Annotated in this window: 18 protein-coding genes, 1 tRNA gene and 1 pseudogene; 14 read left to right on the top strand and 6 right to left on the bottom strand. The window is 35.5% G+C overall.

Features of this window, described 5'->3' with window-relative positions; translation table 11 throughout:
• The first annotated feature begins 20 nt into the window (after window positions 1-20).
• From CKV71_RS10270 to whiA, 5 genes are all read left to right on the top strand, one after another.
• Complete coding sequence (locus CKV71_RS10270) at window positions 21-1,460, top strand: tetratricopeptide repeat protein (RefSeq protein ID WP_095106468.1); 1,440 nt, start codon at window positions 21-23, stop codon at window positions 1,458-1,460.
• A gap of 112 nt (window positions 1,461-1,572) precedes the next feature.
• Window positions 1,573-2,526, top strand: a complete 954-nt coding sequence (gene trxB / locus CKV71_RS10265) for a thioredoxin-disulfide reductase (protein ID WP_095106466.1) — start codon at window positions 1,573-1,575, stop codon at window positions 2,524-2,526.
• A gap of 164 nt (window positions 2,527-2,690) precedes the next feature.
• Entirely contained in the window at window positions 2,691-3,614 is a 924-nt protein-coding gene (gene rapZ, locus CKV71_RS10260; protein WP_095107315.1) for an RNase adapter RapZ, read from the top strand.
• Window positions 3,601-4,599 carry a gluconeogenesis factor YvcK family protein gene (locus CKV71_RS10255; RefSeq protein WP_095106464.1) on the top strand — a complete coding sequence of 333 codons (999 nt, stop codon included), beginning with the start codon at window positions 3,601-3,603 and terminating at the stop codon, window positions 4,597-4,599. The genes rapZ and CKV71_RS10255 overlap by 14 nt, the downstream gene beginning before the upstream one ends.
• An 18-nt stretch (window positions 4,600-4,617) precedes the next feature.
• A complete protein-coding gene (gene whiA / locus CKV71_RS10250; protein ID WP_095106463.1) occupies window positions 4,618-5,562 on the top strand; it encodes a DNA-binding protein WhiA in 945 nt (314 codons plus the stop codon).
• A gap of 47 nt (window positions 5,563-5,609) precedes the next feature.
• Here whiA and CKV71_RS10245 read toward each other — a convergent pair whose 3' ends face one another.
• The 3 genes from CKV71_RS10245 to CKV71_RS10235 all read right to left on the bottom strand — a co-directional run bounded on the left by CKV71_RS10245 (window position 5,610) and on the right by CKV71_RS10235 (window position 8,812).
• The gene (locus CKV71_RS10245) at window positions 5,610-6,785 is read right to left on the bottom strand and encodes an MFS transporter (protein WP_095106461.1); all 1,176 of its coding nucleotides are present in this window, start codon (window positions 6,783-6,785) and stop codon (window positions 5,610-5,612) included.
• A gap of 351 nt (window positions 6,786-7,136) precedes the next feature.
• Window positions 7,137-8,462 carry a branched-chain amino acid transport system II carrier protein gene (gene brnQ, locus CKV71_RS10240; RefSeq protein WP_095106460.1) on the bottom strand — a complete coding sequence of 442 codons (1,326 nt, stop codon included), beginning with the start codon at window positions 8,460-8,462 and terminating at the stop codon, window positions 7,137-7,139.
• 278 nt (window positions 8,463-8,740) lie between these two features.
• Window positions 8,741-8,812 (bottom strand) — tRNA-Arg (locus CKV71_RS10235).
• Window positions 8,813-8,961: 149 nt separating this feature from the next.
• Between CKV71_RS10235 and clpP the strand changes: the two genes are divergently transcribed.
• Window positions 8,962-9,546: an ATP-dependent Clp endopeptidase proteolytic subunit ClpP gene (gene clpP / locus CKV71_RS10230; RefSeq protein ID WP_015899677.1), complete on the top strand. Its 585-nt coding sequence runs from the start codon at window positions 8,962-8,964 to the stop codon at window positions 9,544-9,546.
• A gap of 68 nt (window positions 9,547-9,614) precedes the next feature.
• Here clpP and CKV71_RS10225 read toward each other — a convergent pair whose 3' ends face one another.
• A complete protein-coding gene (locus tag CKV71_RS10225) occupies window positions 9,615-9,806 on the bottom strand; it encodes a hypothetical protein (RefSeq protein ID WP_095106458.1) in 192 nt (63 codons plus the stop codon).
• Between the two features lie 84 nt (window positions 9,807-9,890).
• Window positions 9,891-10,793, bottom strand: coding sequence for a TIGR01777 family oxidoreductase (locus CKV71_RS10220; RefSeq protein WP_095106456.1), 903 nt, complete (start codon window positions 10,791-10,793; stop codon window positions 9,891-9,893).
• A 573-nt stretch (window positions 10,794-11,366) separates the two neighbouring features.
• Between CKV71_RS10220 and CKV71_RS10215 the strand changes: the two genes are divergently transcribed.
• The gene (locus tag CKV71_RS10215; protein ID WP_095106454.1) at window positions 11,367-12,281 is read left to right on the top strand and encodes a DUF4887 domain-containing protein; all 915 of its coding nucleotides are present in this window, start codon (window positions 11,367-11,369) and stop codon (window positions 12,279-12,281) included.
• A gap of 69 nt (window positions 12,282-12,350) precedes the next feature.
• Here CKV71_RS10215 and CKV71_RS10210 read toward each other — a convergent pair whose 3' ends face one another.
• Window positions 12,351-12,581 (bottom strand): hypothetical protein, encoded by a 231-nt coding sequence (locus tag CKV71_RS10210; protein ID WP_095106452.1) that lies wholly within the window; start codon window positions 12,579-12,581, stop codon window positions 12,351-12,353.
• Between the two features lie 311 nt (window positions 12,582-12,892).
• On the opposite strand from CKV71_RS10210, the gene CKV71_RS10205 reads away from it, so the two are divergent.
• From CKV71_RS10205 to gpmI, 7 genes and pseudogenes are all read left to right on the top strand, one after another.
• Window positions 12,893-13,909 carry a sugar-binding transcriptional regulator gene (locus tag CKV71_RS10205; RefSeq protein ID WP_095106450.1) on the top strand — a complete coding sequence of 339 codons (1,017 nt, stop codon included), beginning with the start codon at window positions 12,893-12,895 and terminating at the stop codon, window positions 13,907-13,909.
• Window positions 13,910-13,973: 64 nt separating this feature from the next.
• Entirely contained in the window at window positions 13,974-14,981 is a 1,008-nt protein-coding gene (gap, locus tag CKV71_RS10200) for a type I glyceraldehyde-3-phosphate dehydrogenase (protein ID WP_095106448.1), read from the top strand.
• A gap of 339 nt (window positions 14,982-15,320) precedes the next feature.
• Window positions 15,321-15,599: a hypothetical protein gene (locus tag CKV71_RS12710; RefSeq protein ID WP_151194847.1), complete on the top strand. Its 279-nt coding sequence runs from the start codon at window positions 15,321-15,323 to the stop codon at window positions 15,597-15,599.
• Window positions 15,547-15,732: pseudogene (locus tag CKV71_RS12705) on the top strand (zinc ribbon domain-containing protein); the annotation flags it as partial. The gene CKV71_RS12710 and the pseudogene CKV71_RS12705, both read left to right, overlap by 53 nt.
• A gap of 198 nt (window positions 15,733-15,930) precedes the next feature.
• Window positions 15,931-17,121: a phosphoglycerate kinase gene (locus CKV71_RS12700; RefSeq protein WP_095106446.1), complete on the top strand. Its 1,191-nt coding sequence runs from the start codon at window positions 15,931-15,933 to the stop codon at window positions 17,119-17,121.
• Between the two features lie 42 nt (window positions 17,122-17,163).
• A complete protein-coding gene (tpiA, locus tag CKV71_RS12695; protein ID WP_095106444.1) occupies window positions 17,164-17,925 on the top strand; it encodes a triose-phosphate isomerase in 762 nt (253 codons plus the stop codon).
• A 1-nt stretch (window position 17,926) separates the two neighbouring features.
• The gene (gene gpmI / locus CKV71_RS10180) at window positions 17,927-19,444 is read left to right on the top strand and encodes a 2,3-bisphosphoglycerate-independent phosphoglycerate mutase (RefSeq protein WP_095106442.1); all 1,518 of its coding nucleotides are present in this window, start codon (window positions 17,927-17,929) and stop codon (window positions 19,442-19,444) included.
• Window positions 19,445-19,530: the final 86 nt, after the last annotated feature.

The raw sequence follows: 19,530 nt of genomic DNA, 5'->3' as shown, positions 1-19,530 counted from the left end.
TTAGAAAGGAGGGACAATCCATGGCACAAAATCAACATAAAAATGTCATACCGATGCAAAGAGATGCTGCTTTTTTCAAAAGAATTGCAGAATCTAAGATGAAACAAAAAGATTATCATAAAGCAGCAGAGTATTATCAAAAAGCCCTTGAATTGTCACCTTCTGACTTTGAATTGCTCGTTGATTATACCCAAGCATTGAAAGAAATAGGCCGAGGCAGCAACGTGGCAGAGCGTTATTATGATTATATAGCCAAAGGAGACCACCTGGCAGACGCTTTTTTCCAATTAAGCCAGCTTTACATTACATTGAACGATCCAAATAAAGCTTTTTGTTTCGGAATGAATTATGTATTAGAAGCAGAAGATGAAGATTATCGTTCTGAATTAGAAGAAATGTTTGAAGTGGTTTATGATGATTTGGATAAATTAGAAAAAGAAAGCCAAGCCTTTGCGGTTCAAATGATTTTCCAGCATCTTTTTTCACAAGGCAGATTAGAAGATGCCAGAGATTATGTGTTGAGACAAGACATGAAGATTCGCGCACATCATAGTATTCGCAATCTCTTAGCTATGAGCTATTTGTATCTAGGTGATTACGATCAAGCGCGAACGATGCTGAAACAGCTCTTAAAAGAAAATCAAACTGACGTTCATGCATTATGCCATTATACCTTGCTACTCTACAACACGAAGGATAAGGCATATCCTAATTATCTGCAATTACTATCTAAAGTCGTGCCTATGAATGAAGATGAAACCTTTAAATTAGGCATTGTACTTAGTTATTTGAAAAAATATGAAGCCTCTCAGAAACTACTTTTCCCTTTATATAAAAAAGGGAAATTTATTTCTATTCAACTCTTTCATGCTTTAAGTTATAACTATTATTTCCTAGGAAATAAAGAACAGAGTATTCATTTTTGGAATAAGCTGCAAGAAATAACTAAGAGCACCCCTGGTTACCCTCCTTGGGTGATTTCTGAAAATGATAATTTCTTCCAATCCAACATTCTGCCTTTATTAACGAGTGAAGATAATCATGCCCGTATTTACGGCATCTTTTTATTAAATCAAGTTAAAGGAAAAGAACTGCTGATTACGGAAGAAGTTTGGGCAGTATTAGAAACAATGGATGAATATGAAAAGCTGTACCTTACTTATCTCATTAAAGGATTAAAATTAGTAAAGTTAGATTTTATTCACCGCGGCATGTTAGCATTATATGAGCATGAAACATTACGTCATTACCATAATTTATTTATCGCTTGGATTGATCGTGCAGGAGGTTTGATTGCAAGCGGCTATGATTTAGAGCAAGTTGAAGGTTATGTAGCAGCGTTTGTATATTTATTTTTCAGACAAACTGAACAAAAAGTAACTAAGAAGCAAGCTGCAGAGTGGTTTGATATTTCGACTTACGGTTTAAATAAAGCAATTAATATTCTGTTAGAAGTTTAGAATTAAAGTAGGGTATAACAATTTGCTTATGGCATACTTTGAGCAAATCGTTATATTTAAAGAGAACGTTATAATATAATACATGATGATATGAAGATAGGAGGCAATATTAATGGCTAATCAACAACCGGATTATGATGTTGTAATTATCGGCGCAGGTCCAGCAGGAATGACTGCGGCAGTATATGCTTCTCGTGCAGATTTAAAAACACTAATGATTGAACGCGGAGTACCCGGCGGACAAATGGCAAATACAGAAGATGTAGAAAACTTCCCAGGTTTCGAATCTATCTCAGGACCTGATTTATCTACAAAAATGTTTGACCATGCACAAAAATTCGGTGCAGTTTATCAATATGGTGATATTAAAAGCATTGAAGATAAAGGTGATATCAAAGAAATCTTTTACGGAGACAAATCCGTAACTGCATATGCTGTTATCATTACAACTGGCGCAGAATACAAAAAAATCGGCGTACCTGGCGAGGAAGAATTAGGCGGACGCGGAGTAAGTTATTGTGCAGTCTGTGATGGTGCATTCTTCAAAGGTAAAAAATTATTCGTAATCGGCGGCGGCGACTCAGCTGTTGAAGAAGGTGCATTCTTGACTAAATTTGCTGATAGTGTGACAGTGGTTCACCGCAGAGATAAATTACGTGCTCAAAAAATCTTACAAGATCGTGCCTTTAAAAATGAAAAAATGGACTTTATCTGGAACCATACGTTAGCATCTATCAATGAAGAAAATGGCAAAGTCGGTTCAGTGACATTGCAATCTACTGTGGACGGCAAAGAAGAAACACTGCCTGCAGACGGTGTATTTATATATATCGGTATGAAACCATTGACTACACCATTTAAAGATCTAGGCATTACGAACGATGCAGGCTATATTGTGACAAACGATGAAATGGAAACTAAACTTCCAGGTGTTTATGCGGCCGGCGACGTACGTGAAAAAGGTTTAAGACAAATCGTAACTGCTACAGGCGATGGCAGCATTGCTGCACAAAATGCACAAGCATATATCGAAGAAGTTAAAGATAAATTAGCAACAGAAGCATAATAAAAAACGAACAAGGTTTGAATATTGCACGAATGTAAATTTTCTGTGTATTATTCAAACCTTTTTACATATTCTGCGTTTGCAATGCCAATCCATGAGACGAATGTGATAGTATTGAATATAATGAGGATATTATGAGCGAATTTAAACAGGATGGTGGCAAAATGCAACATGAAGAAAATGAAGTCGTAAATAAAAGTGAATTATTAGTAGTTACCGGTATGTCAGGTGCAGGGAAGTCTGTTGTGCTTCAAAGCTTAGAAGATTTAGGATATTTTTGTGTGGATAATTTACCGCCGATTTTACTTCCTAAGTTTGTAGAATTGATGGAACAAGGGAATCCGTCACTGCAAAAAGTAGCGATTGCGATCGACTTACGCGGGCAAGAATTTTTCAAATCCTTAGTTAAAGAAGTAGACTTACTTCGCAGTCAAAACCATGTTATTGTAGATGTGATGTTTGTGGAAGCGAGTGAAGCTAAGCTGATTTCTAGATATAAAGAAACACGTCGTGCGCATCCATTAAATGATAATGGACAACGTTCTTTGATAGATGCGATTCAAGAAGAAAAACACTTATTATCAGAAATCCGTAGTTTTGCAAACTTTGTCATAGATACAACAGCACTTAAACCTAAAGAATTACGCGCGCAAATAGATGAGTTGTTCAATCGAGATAATATTGAAACTTTCAGTATCAGTGTGACAAGTTTTGGGTTTAAACATGGTATTCAACAAGATGCAGATTTAGTATTTGATGTGCGTTTTTTACCTAATCCATTTTACGTAAAAGAATTGAGACCTTTGACTGGGGTAGATGACGCAGTCTATCAATACGTCATGAAATGGCAAGAGACGGCTATCTTTTATGACAAGTTGTTAGATTTATTGAAGTTTATGATTCCGGGATACAAGAAAGAGGGCAAGACACAGCTAGTGATTGCAATAGGCTGTACTGGTGGACAACATCGTTCGGTTGCCTTAGCGAAACGTCTTGCCGAGGATTTAAACGAAAGTTATGACTATAATGTGTATGTCCATCATCGGGATGCACATATTGAAAGTGGCGTGGAGAATGAAAAAGGTTAAAATTGTATTAATCGGAGGCGGCACAGGACTCTCAGTCTTGGCGCGTGGTCTAAAAGATTATCCGATTGACATTACTGCTATTGTGACTGTAGCCGATGACGGCGGCAGTACAGGTAAAATACGCAATGAGATGGATATACCGGCCCCTGGAGATATCAGAAACGTTATTGCAGCTTTAAGTGATACAGAACCTACTTTAAAAGAATTGTTTCAATATCGTTTCCAAGACAATCAAGTGGAAGGGCATTCGTTAGGTAACCTGCTTATTGCAGCGATGACCAATATTACAGATGACTTCGGTCATGCAGTAAAAGAACTAAGTAAAATATTAAATATTAAAGGACGTGTGATTCCTTCTACTAATTCTAGTATTCGTCTGAATGCTGAAATGGAAGATGGGGAAATCGTCTATGGCGAATCTAATATTCCAAAACGCCAAAAGAAGATTAAACGTGTATTTATTGAACCTGCTGATGTACAGCCGATGGAAGAGGCGATTGATGCATTAGAGCATGCGGATTTAATTGTTTTAGGGCCTGGTTCACTTTATACAAGTGTGCTTTCGAATTTGTGTGTTCCAGGTATTGGGGACGCTATACAAGAAAGCGATGCACCTAAAGTATATGTATCTAACGTCATGACACAACACGGGGAAACAGATGCCTTTGATGTTATGGATCATGTACATGCATTAAATCGACATATGGGTACGAACTTTATCGATTATGTCATTTGTTGCGGAAATGAAGATTATAGCAATCAAATTTTAGAAAATTATCGTAAAGAATGTGCCGAACCAGTTAAATATCATAAAGAAGATATTGAAGCAGAAGGTATTATACCCTTAACTCACCCTGATTTAGTGCATATTTCTGAGAAGAATCGAGTAAGACACAATACTACGCGACTTGCTCGGATGATTTATGATTTAGCTCTAGATTTGACAAGCACAATTCCGTTTAAACCTAAAAAAAGAAAAAAGTAAAGAAAGGAATGGCGCAGCATGAGTTTTGCATCAGACATGAAAAACGAATTAACAAGAATAGATGTCGATGAAAAAAATGCGCGGGCTGAATTAAGCGCCTTGATACGTATGAATGGAGCCCTCAGTTTATCTAATCAGCAATTTGTGATTAATGTACAAACTGAAAATGCTACAACTGCAAGACGTATCTATTCTTTAATCAAAAAAGTTTTTAATATTGAGGTAGAAATCCTTGTTCGTAAGAAAATGAAACTAAAGAAAAATAATATCTATATTTGTCGTACGAAGGTAAAATCTAAAGAAATCTTAGATGAATTAGGCATATTGAAAGATGGCGTTTTCACCCATGCAATTGCACCTGAAATGATTCAAGATGATGATATGAAACGCAGCTATCTCAGAGGTGCCTTTTTAGCAGGCGGATCTGTAAATAATCCTGAAACTTCATCTTATCATTTAGAAATCTTTTCTTTATATGAGAACCATTCAGAAGGATTAACTGAATTAATGAATGAATATGATTTGAATGCTAAACATTTGGAACGAAAGAAAGGCAGTATCGTTTATTTGAAAGAAGCGGAAAAAATATCGGATTTCTTGAGTTTGATAGGCGGCTATCAAGCAATGCTGAAATTTGAGGATGTACGCATTGTGCGTGATATGCGCAACTCCGTAAACCGGTTAGTCAACTGTGAAACAGCAAATTTAAATAAAACAGTAAGTGCTGCCATGCGCCAAGTTGAAAGCATTCAACTGATTGATCAAGAGATTGGGATAGAGAATTTACCAGATCGCTTGAGAGAAATTGCCAAGTTGCGTGTGGAGAATCAAGACGTGTCACTCAAAGAATTAGGTGAGATGGTCTCTACTGGTACGATTTCAAAATCAGGTGTCAATCATCGTTTGCGTAAATTGAATGAGTTGGCAGATAAAATTCGAAGCGGCGAACATATCGATATGTAAAAAATGGCTGAGACAAATCAATGTCTCAGCCATTTTTATCTCATTTCTTAATCAACAAATTGTGATTTTGGAATTAAGAATGCAATAACTAAACCGATAAAATTAACGATAGATAAAGCTATAAACATCATCGTGAATGAAGGCAATTCTAATAATCTTAGAGATAAAACCGGCGCGATTGCTGTACCAATAAACAGCATAAATGTGTTTATAGAAAGGTAGAATCCTTTATCTTTATCTGTTAATAAACCGATTTGTGAAATGACAGATGGAACGGCAAATGCAATACCTGCGATAAAGGTAATACTGAATGTAGTAATCAGAACAATATTATGAGTAAGTCCCATTAAAATAATTGAAATACCGCTTGTAAGCAATGCAATAAGCAATACCTTTTTAACACCAATGAAATCACTCGCACGTCCAGCTAATAGTGCAAGCACCATACCGATTAAACCAAATAATTTAATAGTGGAAATCATAGTTAAATCTGCGTGAATCGCTTTGGATGTTAAAAACTCATTCAATATTGTATACATCGAAACAAATGAAGTGAGAATTGTGAGCGATACGAAGAAACATAACACAATCCCTTTATTGTCAAAGATGTGTCGCATATTTTTAAAGAACACAGAGAATTTTGTATCTGGCGTATGATACGGACTTTTAGGAATAGTACGCAAGATCCAAATTGCCAATAGAATATAAACGACTGTCAAAATAAAGTAGACAATACGCCAGCTCATATGTGCAGCGATAATATCACTTAAGTTTTGGCCGATAACACCGGATAACATGAAACTTGTACTGATAAAGCTGATTGCAGTAACACGTTTATTGATTGGGAACACTTCAGTAACATATGTGAGTGATACAGGTGAGAAACTTGCTGCAGCCATACCTTGTAAAACCCTTACTACTAAAAGCAAAATGAAATTATGAATAAATCCAATTGCAAGTGTAGTTAAAGTTAATCCGCATAAACCAATAAGAATCACTTTTTTCTTGCCGAATTTATCTGAAATAATTCCATAGAACATGCAGCTGACTGAATAAGAAATAGAGAATACGACACCGATCAGAGTAGTTGCACTCTCACTTAAATGAAGTTCTTTACCGATAACAGGCATCAAGGGGATAGCAGAATAAAGGCTGCACATAACTGCAATACCTGTTATAAAGAACACAGTTGTGATTAAGTTGTAATTAAACTTTTGCTCCATTACAAACCTACCTTTCTTTAAATAATTAATATGAATGAAAATTGTTTAATGGGAATTTCAAAATTTACATAAAGAAATAGGGACAAATGTTTTAACACGTCCCATTAATTATGCAAAATGCTCGCAAGATGGCAATATGTCATCGAGCACAAACGGGGGATTGGACAATATTTCTGTCTAACCCCATCACCTTTAAAATGCAATTTTAATTTTAACACATGAAACTTAAATTAAAACGGGTTTGCTCAATATAAAAATATTGTGAAAAATCAGCAGAAAAAATATAAAACCGATGGAAATAGAAACCAATTCCATCGGCTTAATAGCAAGATTAAATTTATATTCGATTATTTAAACTTTCTGTGCTTCAGTACAATGTGAGGACCTATTATTTCGATTTCTAACGAAGTCGATAATAATACCGATAAATGTTAATACTAAGAAGGGATATAACCATGCCAATCCTTGTTCAGACAAAGGCAATGCTTGGTATAAACCGTTTAAAGGCTGAATTAATTTAAAAGTATTAAAAATCTCAAGTACCGAGATAATCAATGTTGAAATAGTCGGTAGAATATATGCGATTTTTAAATGTGTAGGTATCACAATAGCAATTAACGAAATGAGTACTAACACAATAGAAATCGGATAAATAAATGTCAACAATGGTACTGCAATTTGCAAGATCATATTTAATCCTAAAGTTGAAATTAAGAATCCAACTAATGAAAAAGCAATAACATAGGTTTTATATGAAATTTTAGGAAATTTCTTCATTCCAAATGCTGAGCTTGCGTTGACGAGGCCGATACATGTCGTTAAACATGCTAGAATAACGATAACCCCAAATAATATATTACCGAAAGCTCCAAATAATCTGACTGAGTTATAAGTTAGGATACTCGCTCCATTTTTAAATCCTGGCTTGCTTGTAGTAATACCGAGATAGGCAAGTGAAAAGTAAATGACTGTTAACAAAACAGCTGAAATCAAACCTGCTAAAATCACATTTTTAACAATCTTCTTACTATCTGAAATGCCCGCTAGTTTGAAACTTTGTACAATAACAACTGAGAAGGCGAGTGCAGCCACTAAATCCATTGTGTAATAACCTTCTAAGATACCTGAAACTAATGGCGCTTGAGCGTATTTACCTTGTGGTTCGCCGACTTTGCCTTCTGGGTGAATAATAGCAGCCACACAAAGCGCTCCGATTACTAGTAATAACGCAGGTGTCAGAACTTTTCCTAAATTGTCTACCATTCTATTAGGATATAAAGCAATTAACCCTACTATTATAAAGAATACAAGTGAAAACCCAACTAATGTCCAAGTGTTATGGACAGGGATAATAGATTTAGCGCCGATTTCATATGCGACATTTGCAGCACGCGGAATGCCGTAAAGCGCTCCAATAGATAAATAAATACATACTGCAAAAATAAATCCAAACTTTGGATGAACACGATTACCTATAAATTCTACACCACCGTCATAATAGGCGATTACGATAACTGTTATGTATGGCATTAAAATACCGGTAATTGCAAATCCAGTCATACCAGCCCACATATTACCCTGTGCGGTATAACCTAACATTGGTGGAAATATCAAGTTGCCAGCTCCGAAAAATAAGGAGAAAAGCATTAAACCGGATACTAATATTACTTTTTTCATTTGAACCTCCCGAAAATCAAGAAACAATATTTACTAAAATTTCTGAATATTATCTAATGTTGAAACCTTTCAAACATATAAACTTTAACATAATTCTAATTATTAGCAAAGTTTAAATTGAAGAATTAATATAAAAAGTGATAAATTGAACCGAATAGTGCAAATTGAAATGGTTATAAAGTGTCAAAAGCAGGAAAATTTTAAGGCGAATTTCGGCAAATAAAAGAAACGCTGAATTATTTATCAGCGTTTCTGGTTAATAAATATTAGTTATGGAACCCCCTCGAAGGGAATCGAACCCCTATTTTAAGAACCGGAATCTTACGTGTTATCCATTACACTACGAGGGGTAAATATTAACAGACAATTAATAGTGTACCTTTAACCGACTATAGGGTCAATATGGAGAAAGAAAATAAAAGGTGAGTATAATTTTTGACCATTTTTGACTTTTAGGTTAAAATATAGTTAATTCATAAAAGTACAAGGAGGAAATGTAATGAATTTAATTCCTACAGTAATTGAAACAACTAATCGCGGAGAACGCGCTTATGACATCTATTCAAGATTATTAAAAGACCGTATTATCATGTTAGGTTCAGCGATTGATGATAACGTAGCAAACTCAATCGTATCACAATTGTTATTCTTGCAAGCTCAAGATGCTGAGAAAGACATTTATTTATATATCAACTCACCAGGCGGCAGCGTAACAGCTGGATTTGCAATTTATGACACAATCCAACATATTAAACCAGATGTACAAACAATCTGCATCGGTATGGCCGCTTCAATGGGTTCATTCTTATTAGCAGCTGGCGCAAAAGGCAAACGTTTCGCGTTACCAAATGCTGAAGTTATGATTCACCAACCATTAGGCGGTGCGCAAGGTCAAGCAACTGAAATTGAAATCGCTGCTACTCATATCTTAAAAACACGTGCTAAATTGAATAAAATTTTAGCTGAACGTACTGGTCAATCAATTGAACAAATTGAAAAAGATACAGATCGTGATAACTTCTTAACAGCAGATGAAGCTAAAGAATACGGTCTAATTGATGAAGTAATGCAACCAGAAAAATAATATATTTGATAAATGTAAATAAAACAAGGGCGGGGACAAAATTTTGTCTCCGCCCTTGTTTCATTTGCTTAATGTTTATTGCGGTTTCTTTTCAAATATTTCATCAGCACGCTCACCAATATTACGATACCTACTAAGAGGTACAAGATAGCAATAAAGACTGATGGAGCTTGGGTCGTCATGGCGAAACTTCCGATACATATTAAAAGAATACCAGCAATTGCTAATAATGATTGAGTTAAAATATCGTTCTTATCCACAAATCCACCTTCGTTCTAACCACGTGGCTGACATTTATCAGTCAGGAATTTCTTAATTAAATACTACTTTAAATGAGTAGTTGATTATTCGTGCACTAAATTATCTAGTGCAGCTTTTAAATTTGGATAAGCAAAATCGAATCCTCGAGCTTGCAAGCGATTCGGAATTGCTTTTTGTGTATCTAAGATGATTGTAGCACGTTGCCCTAACACTAATCTCAAGACTAAACTAGGCGCCCATGTTTCATGAGGTTTGTGCATTTCTCTAGCCAGTGTATATCCGAAAAGATTTTGTCTTTCAGAGACAGGAGCAGTGAGGTTGAATACACCCTCAGCATTTGAATCATGAATTAAGAATAAAATAGCACGTGTTAAATCAGTGATGTGAATCCAAGAATACCATTGGAAGCCTGTGCCTAATTTGCCGCCAAAGTAAAATCTGTATGGAAGTTCCATAGTAGGGAGGGCGCCGCCTTCATCTGAAAGAATCATGCCGAAACGTCCGATTACGACTCTTGTACCTAATTTTTCAAATTTACGTGCAAATCGCTCCCATTGATAAGTAATATCTGAAAGAAAATCATGAGGATCGCATTTAGAAAGTTCTGTATAAGTTCTATGGAAATCAGGTCGATAATAACCCACAGCACTTGCGTTAAATAAGACAGATGGATGCGTATTCTTATGCTCGAATAATTCATAAAGCGCTTGAGTCGAACGAATGCGGCTCAACATTAAAGTACGTTTATAATCTTCAGTCCAACGATTATTTAATGAAGCACCAGCGAGATTGATTACAATATCGATATGATCAGGTACTTTGTTTTCCCATCCATCTTTATTCCAATTAACATAAGTAATCTTATTGTCTAAGCTATGACGATCTTGTCGAGTGAGAATAGTAATATGTGAATCGGTATTATAGATAGCATCGACCAAATGACTACCTACTAAACCTGTACCACCTGTGATTAAATACTCTTTCATTTTAGCCACCTCTTTTATAATATACGTAGTTCTGCTTCACTTCTTATATAGACAATATTCATTCTAAATATTCATTGTTTATTCAATGTTTAGACATTAATATGTCAATAAAATCTTAATAGAAGTATTTAAAACAAATACAGAAAAGTTATAATGAAAGTACCTTCGGAAATTAATTAAACATCTCTTAATTAAAAACAGTATACCCCATAATATACATGCGAAGGTGAAATTTTGACTCCCTTTAGTATTGGGCCTATGCGAGAAACGTATAGGTCCATTATTTTTTTAGGAGATAATTATGTGAATTTCATTATAACAATCTTTCGGAAGTTAATCATCTATACACCCTGGGCAAGAAAATGCTTGCTATATATACATTGATAAAGTGAATATTAAATTCAGATTAATATCGACTCTTTTCCTCGCAAAATGATGTATATATCATTGGAAAATGTTATCATTAGTTAATGAAAACTATGAAAATAACAATTCAATCGGGTATATAAAAATAAATTGCAAAAATCTTAATGTGTATATTATTAGGAATTGAATTCGGAAAGAGGAGAGCACATGTCTAATAAAAATCGAAATGATTTTGGCAAGCCACCTAAAAATAAAATGAGCGGCCTCGCGAAAATTGTGAGTGCTATTATTGTTGTTATTTTATTATTCACGCTTGCATTTGCCACTTTCGCGTTTGTGGATCACTCTAAGAAAGGCAGCGAGAGATTAAGTCAGGAACAGAAAAAAGAAAAACAAGAAAAGCAAGATAAAAAAGAGAAAAAAGAACGTGAAGAGAAAAAGAAAAAAGAAGAGCAGAAACGAAAAGAAAAGGAAAAAGAACAACAAGAACAAGCCGACCAACAAGCTGCAGAACAACAAAGACAAAATAATATAAATGCACAAAGAGAACAAGCAGCACGACAAGAGGAACAAAATAGAAAAGCTCAAAAACAACAGTCAGCAAACAACAAAGCACAACAAGACAAGCAACAGGAACAAGCACGTAAAGATCAAGAAGCAGCTAAAAAGCAAGCTGCAGAACAACAAAAGAAAAATGATGAAATAGCAAAAGAACGCCAACAAAAGGCGAAAGAACAAGCTGACAAAGCTATGGAACAACAAAAAGCTAAAGAACAGCAAAATCAACAACAGCAGGAACAGCAGAAAGCACAACAAGAACAAGCAAATAAACAACGCCAGCAAGATCAGCAAAAATCTAATCAACAGCAACAAAATCAACAGCAGAGTAAACCACAACAGAATACTCAGAATCAACAGTCAAACAATAAGCCCAGGCCAGGGCAAGGACAGCAATCAACAGTAGATAATACATCGAGAAACGCACAACCATCAAATAATTCTAGTGCAACACAAAATAAACAGACACCTTCAAATCAAGGTAATAATAGTGCTGCTCAGTCGAATAAATCTAATCAAAGTAATCAATCTAATAATAGTAACAATACATCATCACAACGATAATATTTGTGTTGAATCATAAAGCTGAAGTAGGAGTGAGATAGAAATGATGTCTCAGCCTCTTCAGCTTTTTTAATTAATTAAGTTTATTAACCAAGTAATTAATATAGATATAATGATAAGGAAAGGTAAACAACCGCAACCGATAGGAAAACAGCCGCCGAAAGAATAATATTTAAATCTTCTTTCATTCTCGAAATGAGATTGACGATTATCAGAGTGTTGAGGATGAAAATATGTGTCGTCTTTATATCTAGGATCTTTTGGGTCGATCACTTCTGGATTTTTATTTTTTTCAGACATATATAAACCTCCTTCAATGCATTATTATAGTGGTTAACTGGGTATATGAATAATCATAAGAAAAATTGTGTGGAAAATATAGTTTTTAGATGATTTTTCTTGCGACAAAAGGGTATAATATAATTGTTAAGGAACAATTGTATGCAACAGTAAGTTTTAAAATTTATTATAAGCATTCGGACTTGCTTTTTAAATCAGATGATAGTATTATTACAAATGTAAGAGATGTTATTTTTTTGTCCCACCCGGGACTCAAAACGTCAAAGTGTGGTTGCATGCTGACCCTTATAGATATAGAGGAGGAAATAGTAGTGGAAGACTTGCTTAAAGTCCAACAGAAGTTAATTCCTGAGCTTGTCGACAGAATGTATCGCAGATTCACTATACTCACTACTATCAAGATGCACCAACCTGTTGGAAGAAGAAGCTTGAGCGAATACATGAACTTAACTGAACGTGTATTGCGGTCAGAAACAAACATGTTGAAGAAACAAGAATTGATTAAAGTGAAACCTACAGGAATGGAAATTACTGATGAAGGTGAACATTTAATCGATGAATTGGATAATTATTTCAATATGTACTCAGATGGTTACCATTTAGCACAACTGATTAAAGAACGTTATCAAATCAGTAATGTGTATGTCGTACCTGGAAATACAGATATCGATAATGCAGTGAAGAGTGAAATGGGTAATCAAGCTGGACAGCTCTTAGAAAAAACTTTTTATAAAGACGCAATAGTATCAATAACCGGCGGCTCTACAATGGCATCGGTAAGTGAATCAATGCATGTATTGCCATTTAAAACGTTCTTTGTACCAGCAAGAGGCGGTTTAGGGGAAAATATGGTGTACCAAGCAAATACTATTGCAGCAAGTATGGCTGAACAAACTGGCGGTGATTACACAACATTATATGTTCCTGATAATGTCAGTGAGTCTACATATGAGTTGTTGATGCAAGAGCCTTCAGTTGCTAATACATTAGAAAAAATCAAGCAATCAAATATTACAGTTCATGGCATTGGTGATGCGCTGAAAATGGCGAATCGACGTCATTCACCTAAAGATGTGATTGAAATGCTTCAACATCACAATGCTGTAGGAGAAGCATTTGGTTATTACTTCGATATTCATGGAAAGATCGTCCATAAAGTTAAAACGATAGGACTTCAAATGGAAGATTTAGAATCGAAGCAATATATATATGCTGTAGCTGGAGGTGCTTCTAAAGGCGAGGCGATAAAGGCTTATTTATCGATTGCCCCTAAGAACACTATTCTTATCACAGATGAAGGCGCAGCTAAAACTATCGTACAATCTTAAACAAATTTGGTTATAAAAAGTGAAACCACTTTTTAACAATATCTTTTTAAAGGAGGCCATAATAATGGCAGTTAAAGTAGCAATTAATGGTTTTGGTAGAATCGGTCGTTTAGCATTCAGAAGAATTCAAGATGTTGAAGGTATCGATGTAGTAGCAGTAAACGACTTAACAGATGATGAAATGTTAGCGCATTTATTAAAATACGATACAATGCAAGGACGTTTCACAGAAGAAGTTGAAGTTGTAGATGGCGGATTCCGTGTGAATGGTAAAGAAGTTAAATCATTCGAAGAACCAGATGCAAGCAAATTACCTTGGAAAGATTTAGACATTGATGTTGTATTAGAATGTACTGGTTTCTATACAAGTGATGAAAAAGCTAAAGCACATATCGACGCAGGTGCTAAAAAAGTATTAATTTCTGCTCCAGCAACTGGCGACGTTAAAACAATCGTTTATAACGTAAACCAAGATACTTTAGACAGCTCTGATGTTATCGTTTCAGGTGCTTCTTGTACTACAAACTCACTTGCTCCAGTAGCAAAAGTTTTAAACGACAGCTTTGGTTTAGTTGAAGGTTTCATGACTACTATTCATGCTTACACTGGTGACCAAAATACTCAAGATGGTCCACACAGAAAAGGTGACAAACGTCGTGCACGTGCAGCAGCTCAAAACATCGTACCAAACTCAACTGGTGCTGCTAAAGCAATCGGTAAAGTAATCCCTGAAATTGACGGTAAATTAGACGGTGGTGCTCAACGTGTTCCTGTTGCAACTGGTTCATTAACAGAATTAACAGTTGTATTAGACAAAGAAGTTTCAGTTGACGAAGTAAACGAAGCAATGAAACAAGCTTCTAACGAATCATTCGGTTACAATGAAGACGAAATCGTATCTTCTGACGTAGTTGGTATGACATTCGGTTCATTATTCGATGCTACACAAACTCGTGTGATGACTGTATCAGGTCGTCAATTAGTTAAAGTTGCAGCTTGGTATGACAACGAAATGTCTTACACTGCACAATTAGTACGTACTTTAGAATACCTTATCAAAGACGTAAAATAATTTAATAATGAGATCTGAATTTGACAAGCTGTAAATGTGCTGTTGAATTTTAATGGTCAGCTTTTGAGTAAGCGGAGAGGCACATACGCTTCTCCGCTTTTTTAAAAATTAATAAGCTGTATTGAAACTTAGTGAATAGTTTGTTTCTGAACAGAAAAAATTTCAGATGCTTTAGATGTTTTTTCTGCAATATTGACAGCTATATGCTAATCTCAATCTATAGACCTTCTTTCTTTTGAACAACGTCAGACTATCAACTGAACTATCGGCATATGCCGTTGGGTATACAAAAAATTTATCGAAATTAACTAAAATTTCTATAAAACCGAACAATCATACATGAACGGTTTTGCTTTCAGCAAATGGATGAACAATGTGTATCTTCCAAGTCATCCGGATAAACATCGAGTTAAACAAAGTGCCAGCAAAGCTTTCAAACAATCTATTATGAATGTACATCGTGCTTATCAGACCTTTTTCAAAAAACCAAAAGGTTATCCGAAGTTCAAAAAGAAATCTGGTATCGGAAGTTATTATTTGATCGTTACCATCCATGTAAAACGACATCGAATTACGCCAAGTCGACAGATTTTATCCATCCAGTCAAATATGTTCTGATTGCGGTCACATACAACCCATGTCTTTAAATCAAAGAACGTATTATTGTAACCATTGCGGAATGATTAAAGATAGAGATATAAACGCCAGTATTAATTTGAAACAAGCAACAGATTACACCGTGATAGTGTAATAAAATAAAGAAAGGGAAACTGCTAAAAGGTTATCACACAATTTAAATGTATTGATAAAGTTTCAAACTACGGTGGGCTACATCGGAAGTAACGCTCTGGGAGAGGTTCATAGAATTGATTTCAATCGAAATCAACCTCATTGAAAAGAGAAATCCTCTAATAACATTTGAATATGTTTTTAGTAGCAGGAAGTTTAGATGGCTAAAAAACATGTATCTGATTTAGATTTGAAAGGTAAAGTTGTATTAGAACGTGCTGATTTCAACGTACCTTTAAAAGACGGAAAAATTACTAACGACAACCGTATTGTTCAAGCTTTACCAACTATTGAGTATATTCTTGACCAAGGTGGCAGACTCGTTCTTTTCTCACACTTAGGAAAAGTTAAAGAAGAAAGCGATAAAGAAAAATTAACACTTAAACCTGTAGCTGAACGTTTAAGCGAAAAATTAGGTAAAGATGTTAACTTTATTCCTCATACTCGTGGTGAAGTTTTAGAAAAAGCAATCGCAGAATTAAAAGATGGAGAAGTGCTTTTAGTAGAAAATACTCGTTTTGAAGATTTAGATGGTAAAAAAGAATCTAAAAACGATCCTGAATTAGGTAAATACTGGGCATCATTAGGTGATGTATTTGTAAATGATGCATTTGGTACTGCTCACCGTTCACATGCTTCAAACGTAGGGATTGCATCTCACTTAGAAAGTGCAGCTGGCGATTTAATGGAAAAAGAAATTAAATTTATCGGCGGCGTTGTAAATAACCCTGATAAACCAGTTGTGGCTATCTTGGGTGGAGCAAAAGTATCAGATAAAATCGGTGTCATCGAAAACTTATTGAATGTAGCAGATAAAGTCCTTATCGGTGGTGGTATGGCTTATACATTCTTAAAAGCTCAAGGCTATGAAATCGGTAAATCATTATTAGAAGAAGACAAAGTAGATTTTGCAAAAGATTTATTAGAACGTGCAGGAGATAAAATTGTATTACCTGTAGATGCTAAAGTTGCAAAAGAATTCTCTAATGAAGCACAATTCACTGTTGTAACAATCGACCAAATTCCAGCAGATCAAGAAGCGCTTGATATTGGTCCTGAAACAGTAGATTTATTCAAAAAAGAACTTGAAGGCGCACATACTGTAGTATGGAATGGTCCAATGGGCGTATTTGAATTTGAAAACTTCGCACAAGGTACTATCGGTGTTTGTGAAGCGATTGCTTCATTAAAAGACGCGACTACTATTATTGGTGGCGGCGACTCTGCAGCAGCAGCAATGATGCTTGGATTCGAAGACGACTTCTCACACATTTCAACTGGTGGCGGAGCTTCTCTTGAATATCTTGAAGGCAAAGAATTGCCAGGTATCAAATCTATCAGCGACAAATAAGTAATATAATTTATATAATAATTTTTCAAGGAGCGTTTAATAATGAGAAAACCAATTATTGCAGGTAACTGGAAAATGAACAAAACAGTACAAGAGGCTAAAGACTTTGTAAATGCTTTACCTCAATTGCCAGATACAAATGAAGTTGAAGCAGTCATCTGCGCACCAACTATTCAATTAGATGCTTTAACAACTTTAGTTAAAGATGGAAAAGCTGAAGGTCTGGAAATCGGTGCTGAAAACACTTATTTCGAAGAAAGCGGTGCATTTACTGGTGAAACTTCTCCAGTTGCATTAGCTGAATTAGGTGTGAAATATGTTATCATCGGTCACTCAGAACGCCGTGATTTATTCCATGAAACTGACGAAGAAGTGAACAAAAAAGCGCATGCTGTATTCAATCACGGTATGACTCCAATTATTTGTGTCGGTGAATCTGACGAGCAACGTGAAGGCGGCAAAGCTGAAGAAGTTGTAGGCGAACAAGTTAAAAAAGCTTTAGAAGGATTATCTGAAGACCAATTGAAACAAGTGGTTATTGCTTACGAACCAATTTGGGCAATCGGTACAGGCAAATCATCAACTTCTAAAGATGCTAATGAAATGAGTGCGTTTATCCGTAAAACTGTTGCTGAACTTGCTAACCAAGAAGTAGCAGATGCAGTGCGCATTCAATATGGCGGCAGTGTCAAACCTAACAACATCGCTGAATACATGGCAGAATCAGATATCGACGGTGCTTTAGTCGGCGGTGCTTCATTGAAAGTAGAAGATTACGTACAATTATTAGAAGGTGCTAAATAATATGGCAAAACAACCAACAGCTTTAATCATCCTTGATGGTTTTGCGAATAGAGAAAGTGAACACGGTAATGCAGTCAAACAAGCAAACAAACCCAACTTCGACCGTTACTATGGCAAATATCCTACTACACAAATCGAAGCCAGCGGTTTAGCTGTAGGACTTCCAGAAGGCCAAATGGGCAACTCTGAAGTTGGTCATATGAACATCGGTGCAGGTCGTATTGTTTATCAAAGTTTGACTCGTATTAATAAAGCAATTGAAGATGGAGACTTCTTTGAAAACGAAGTCTTGAACGAAGCAATTGAACATGTAAAAGCAAATGGTTCAGCATTGCATGTCTTCGGTTTATTATCAGATGGCGGTGTACACAGCCACTACAAACATTTATTTGCGATTTTAGAACTTGCGAAAAAACAAGGATTAGATAAAGTTTATGTTCACGGATTCTTAGATGGCCGTGATGTAGATCAAAAATCTGCCTTAAAATATGTCAAAGAAACTGAAGAAAAATTCAAAGAAATCGGTATTGGCCAATTTGCTTCAATTTCTGGACGCTATTACGCAATGGACCGCGACAAACGTTGGGAACGTGAAGAAAAAGCTTATAATGCAATTCGTGATATTGATGCACCTGAATACGCATCAGCTGAAGAAGGTATTGAAGCTAATTACGAAAACGATGTGACTGATGAATTCGTTGTTCCTTTCTCAATCAAAGAACAAAATGAGGGCGTTCAAGATGGCGATTCAGTAGTATTCTTCAACTTCCGTCCTGATAGAGCAGGTCAACTTTCTGAAATCTTCACTAATAAAGATTTCAAAGGATTTGAAGTGGAACAGCCTAAAGATTTATTCTTTGCAACATTTACAAAATATAATGACCAAGTAGATGCAAGTATTGTATTTGAAAAAGTTGATTTGAAACAGACAATTGGTGAAGTTGCTGAAGCTAACAACTTAAAACAATTACGTATTGCTGAAACTGAAAAATATCCTCATGTAACTTATTTCATGAGTGGTGGTCGTAATGAAGAATTTGAAGGTGAACGTCGTCGCTTAATCGACTCACCGAAAGTTGCAACTTACGACTTGAAACCTGAAATGAGTGCTTACGAAGTTAAAGATGCACTATTGGAAGAACTTGATAAAGGGGATTTAGATTTAATTCTCTTAAACTTTGCTAACCCAGATATGGTCGGCCATAGTGGTATGCTTGAACCGACTGTGAAAGCAATTGAAGCGGTAGATGAATGCTTAGGTGAAGTTGTAGATAAAATTATCGAAATGGGCGGCCACGCAATTATTACTGCTGACCATGGTAACTCAGATCAAGTATTGACTGATGACGACCAACCTATGACAACTCATACTACTAACCCAGTTCCCGTTATTGTGACTAAAGAAGGCGTAACACTAAATGAAACTGGTAAACTTGGTGATTTAGCACCTACATTGCTTGATTTATTAGGTGTACAACAACCAGAAGAAATGACTGGTGTTTCTTTAATCAAACATTAAGAAATTAATGTGTCATTACTCAACAATCAATTCAATTTTGATAGGAAAAAAGTTATAATATAAGCGAAAGCTATTATGAAAAGGAG

This window comes from Staphylococcus piscifermentans, assembly GCF_900186985.1.
In the GTDB taxonomy this organism is placed as follows: Bacteria; Bacillota; Bacilli; order Staphylococcales; family Staphylococcaceae; genus Staphylococcus; species Staphylococcus piscifermentans.
Note: the sequence above shows the minus strand (reverse complement) of the source record. Positions and strands in the feature narration are given on the sequence as shown.

Bases quoted from the DNA above. Each gene is read 5' to 3' on its own strand.
- CKV71_RS10220 (WP_095106456.1), bottom strand. From the start codon at position 10,793: ATGAAAGAGTATTTAATCACAGGTGGTACAGGTTTAGTAGGTAGTCAT.
- trxB (WP_095106466.1), top strand. From the start codon at position 1,573: ATGGCTAATCAACAACCGGATTATGATGTTGTAATTATCGGCGCAGGT.
- CKV71_RS10215 (WP_095106454.1), top strand. From the start codon at position 11,367: ATGTCTAATAAAAATCGAAATGATTTTGGCAAGCCACCTAAAAATAAA.
- whiA (WP_095106463.1), top strand. From the start codon at position 4,618: ATGAGTTTTGCATCAGACATGAAAAACGAATTAACAAGAATAGATGTC.
- CKV71_RS12710 (WP_151194847.1), top strand. From the start codon at position 15,321: ATGAACGGTTTTGCTTTCAGCAAATGGATGAACAATGTGTATCTTCCA.
- tpiA (WP_095106444.1), top strand. From the start codon at position 17,164: ATGAGAAAACCAATTATTGCAGGTAACTGGAAAATGAACAAAACAGTA.
- gpmI (WP_095106442.1), top strand. From the start codon at position 17,927: ATGGCAAAACAACCAACAGCTTTAATCATCCTTGATGGTTTTGCGAAT.
- CKV71_RS10245 (WP_095106461.1), bottom strand. From the start codon at position 6,785: ATGGAGCAAAAGTTTAATTACAACTTAATCACAACTGTGTTCTTTATA.
- gap (WP_095106448.1), top strand. From the start codon at position 13,974: ATGGCAGTTAAAGTAGCAATTAATGGTTTTGGTAGAATCGGTCGTTTA.
- CKV71_RS10210 (WP_095106452.1), bottom strand. From the start codon at position 12,581: ATGTCTGAAAAAAATAAAAATCCAGAAGTGATCGACCCAAAAGATCCT.
- CKV71_RS12700 (WP_095106446.1), top strand. From the start codon at position 15,931: ATGGCTAAAAAACATGTATCTGATTTAGATTTGAAAGGTAAAGTTGTA.
- rapZ (WP_095107315.1), top strand. From the start codon at position 2,691: ATGCAACATGAAGAAAATGAAGTCGTAAATAAAAGTGAATTATTAGTA.
- CKV71_RS10255 (WP_095106464.1), top strand. From the start codon at position 3,601: ATGAAAAAGGTTAAAATTGTATTAATCGGAGGCGGCACAGGACTCTCA.
- brnQ (WP_095106460.1), bottom strand. From the start codon at position 8,462: ATGAAAAAAGTAATATTAGTATCCGGTTTAATGCTTTTCTCCTTATTT.
- CKV71_RS10270 (WP_095106468.1), top strand. From the start codon at position 21: ATGGCACAAAATCAACATAAAAATGTCATACCGATGCAAAGAGATGCT.
- clpP (WP_015899677.1), top strand. From the start codon at position 8,962: ATGAATTTAATTCCTACAGTAATTGAAACAACTAATCGCGGAGAACGC.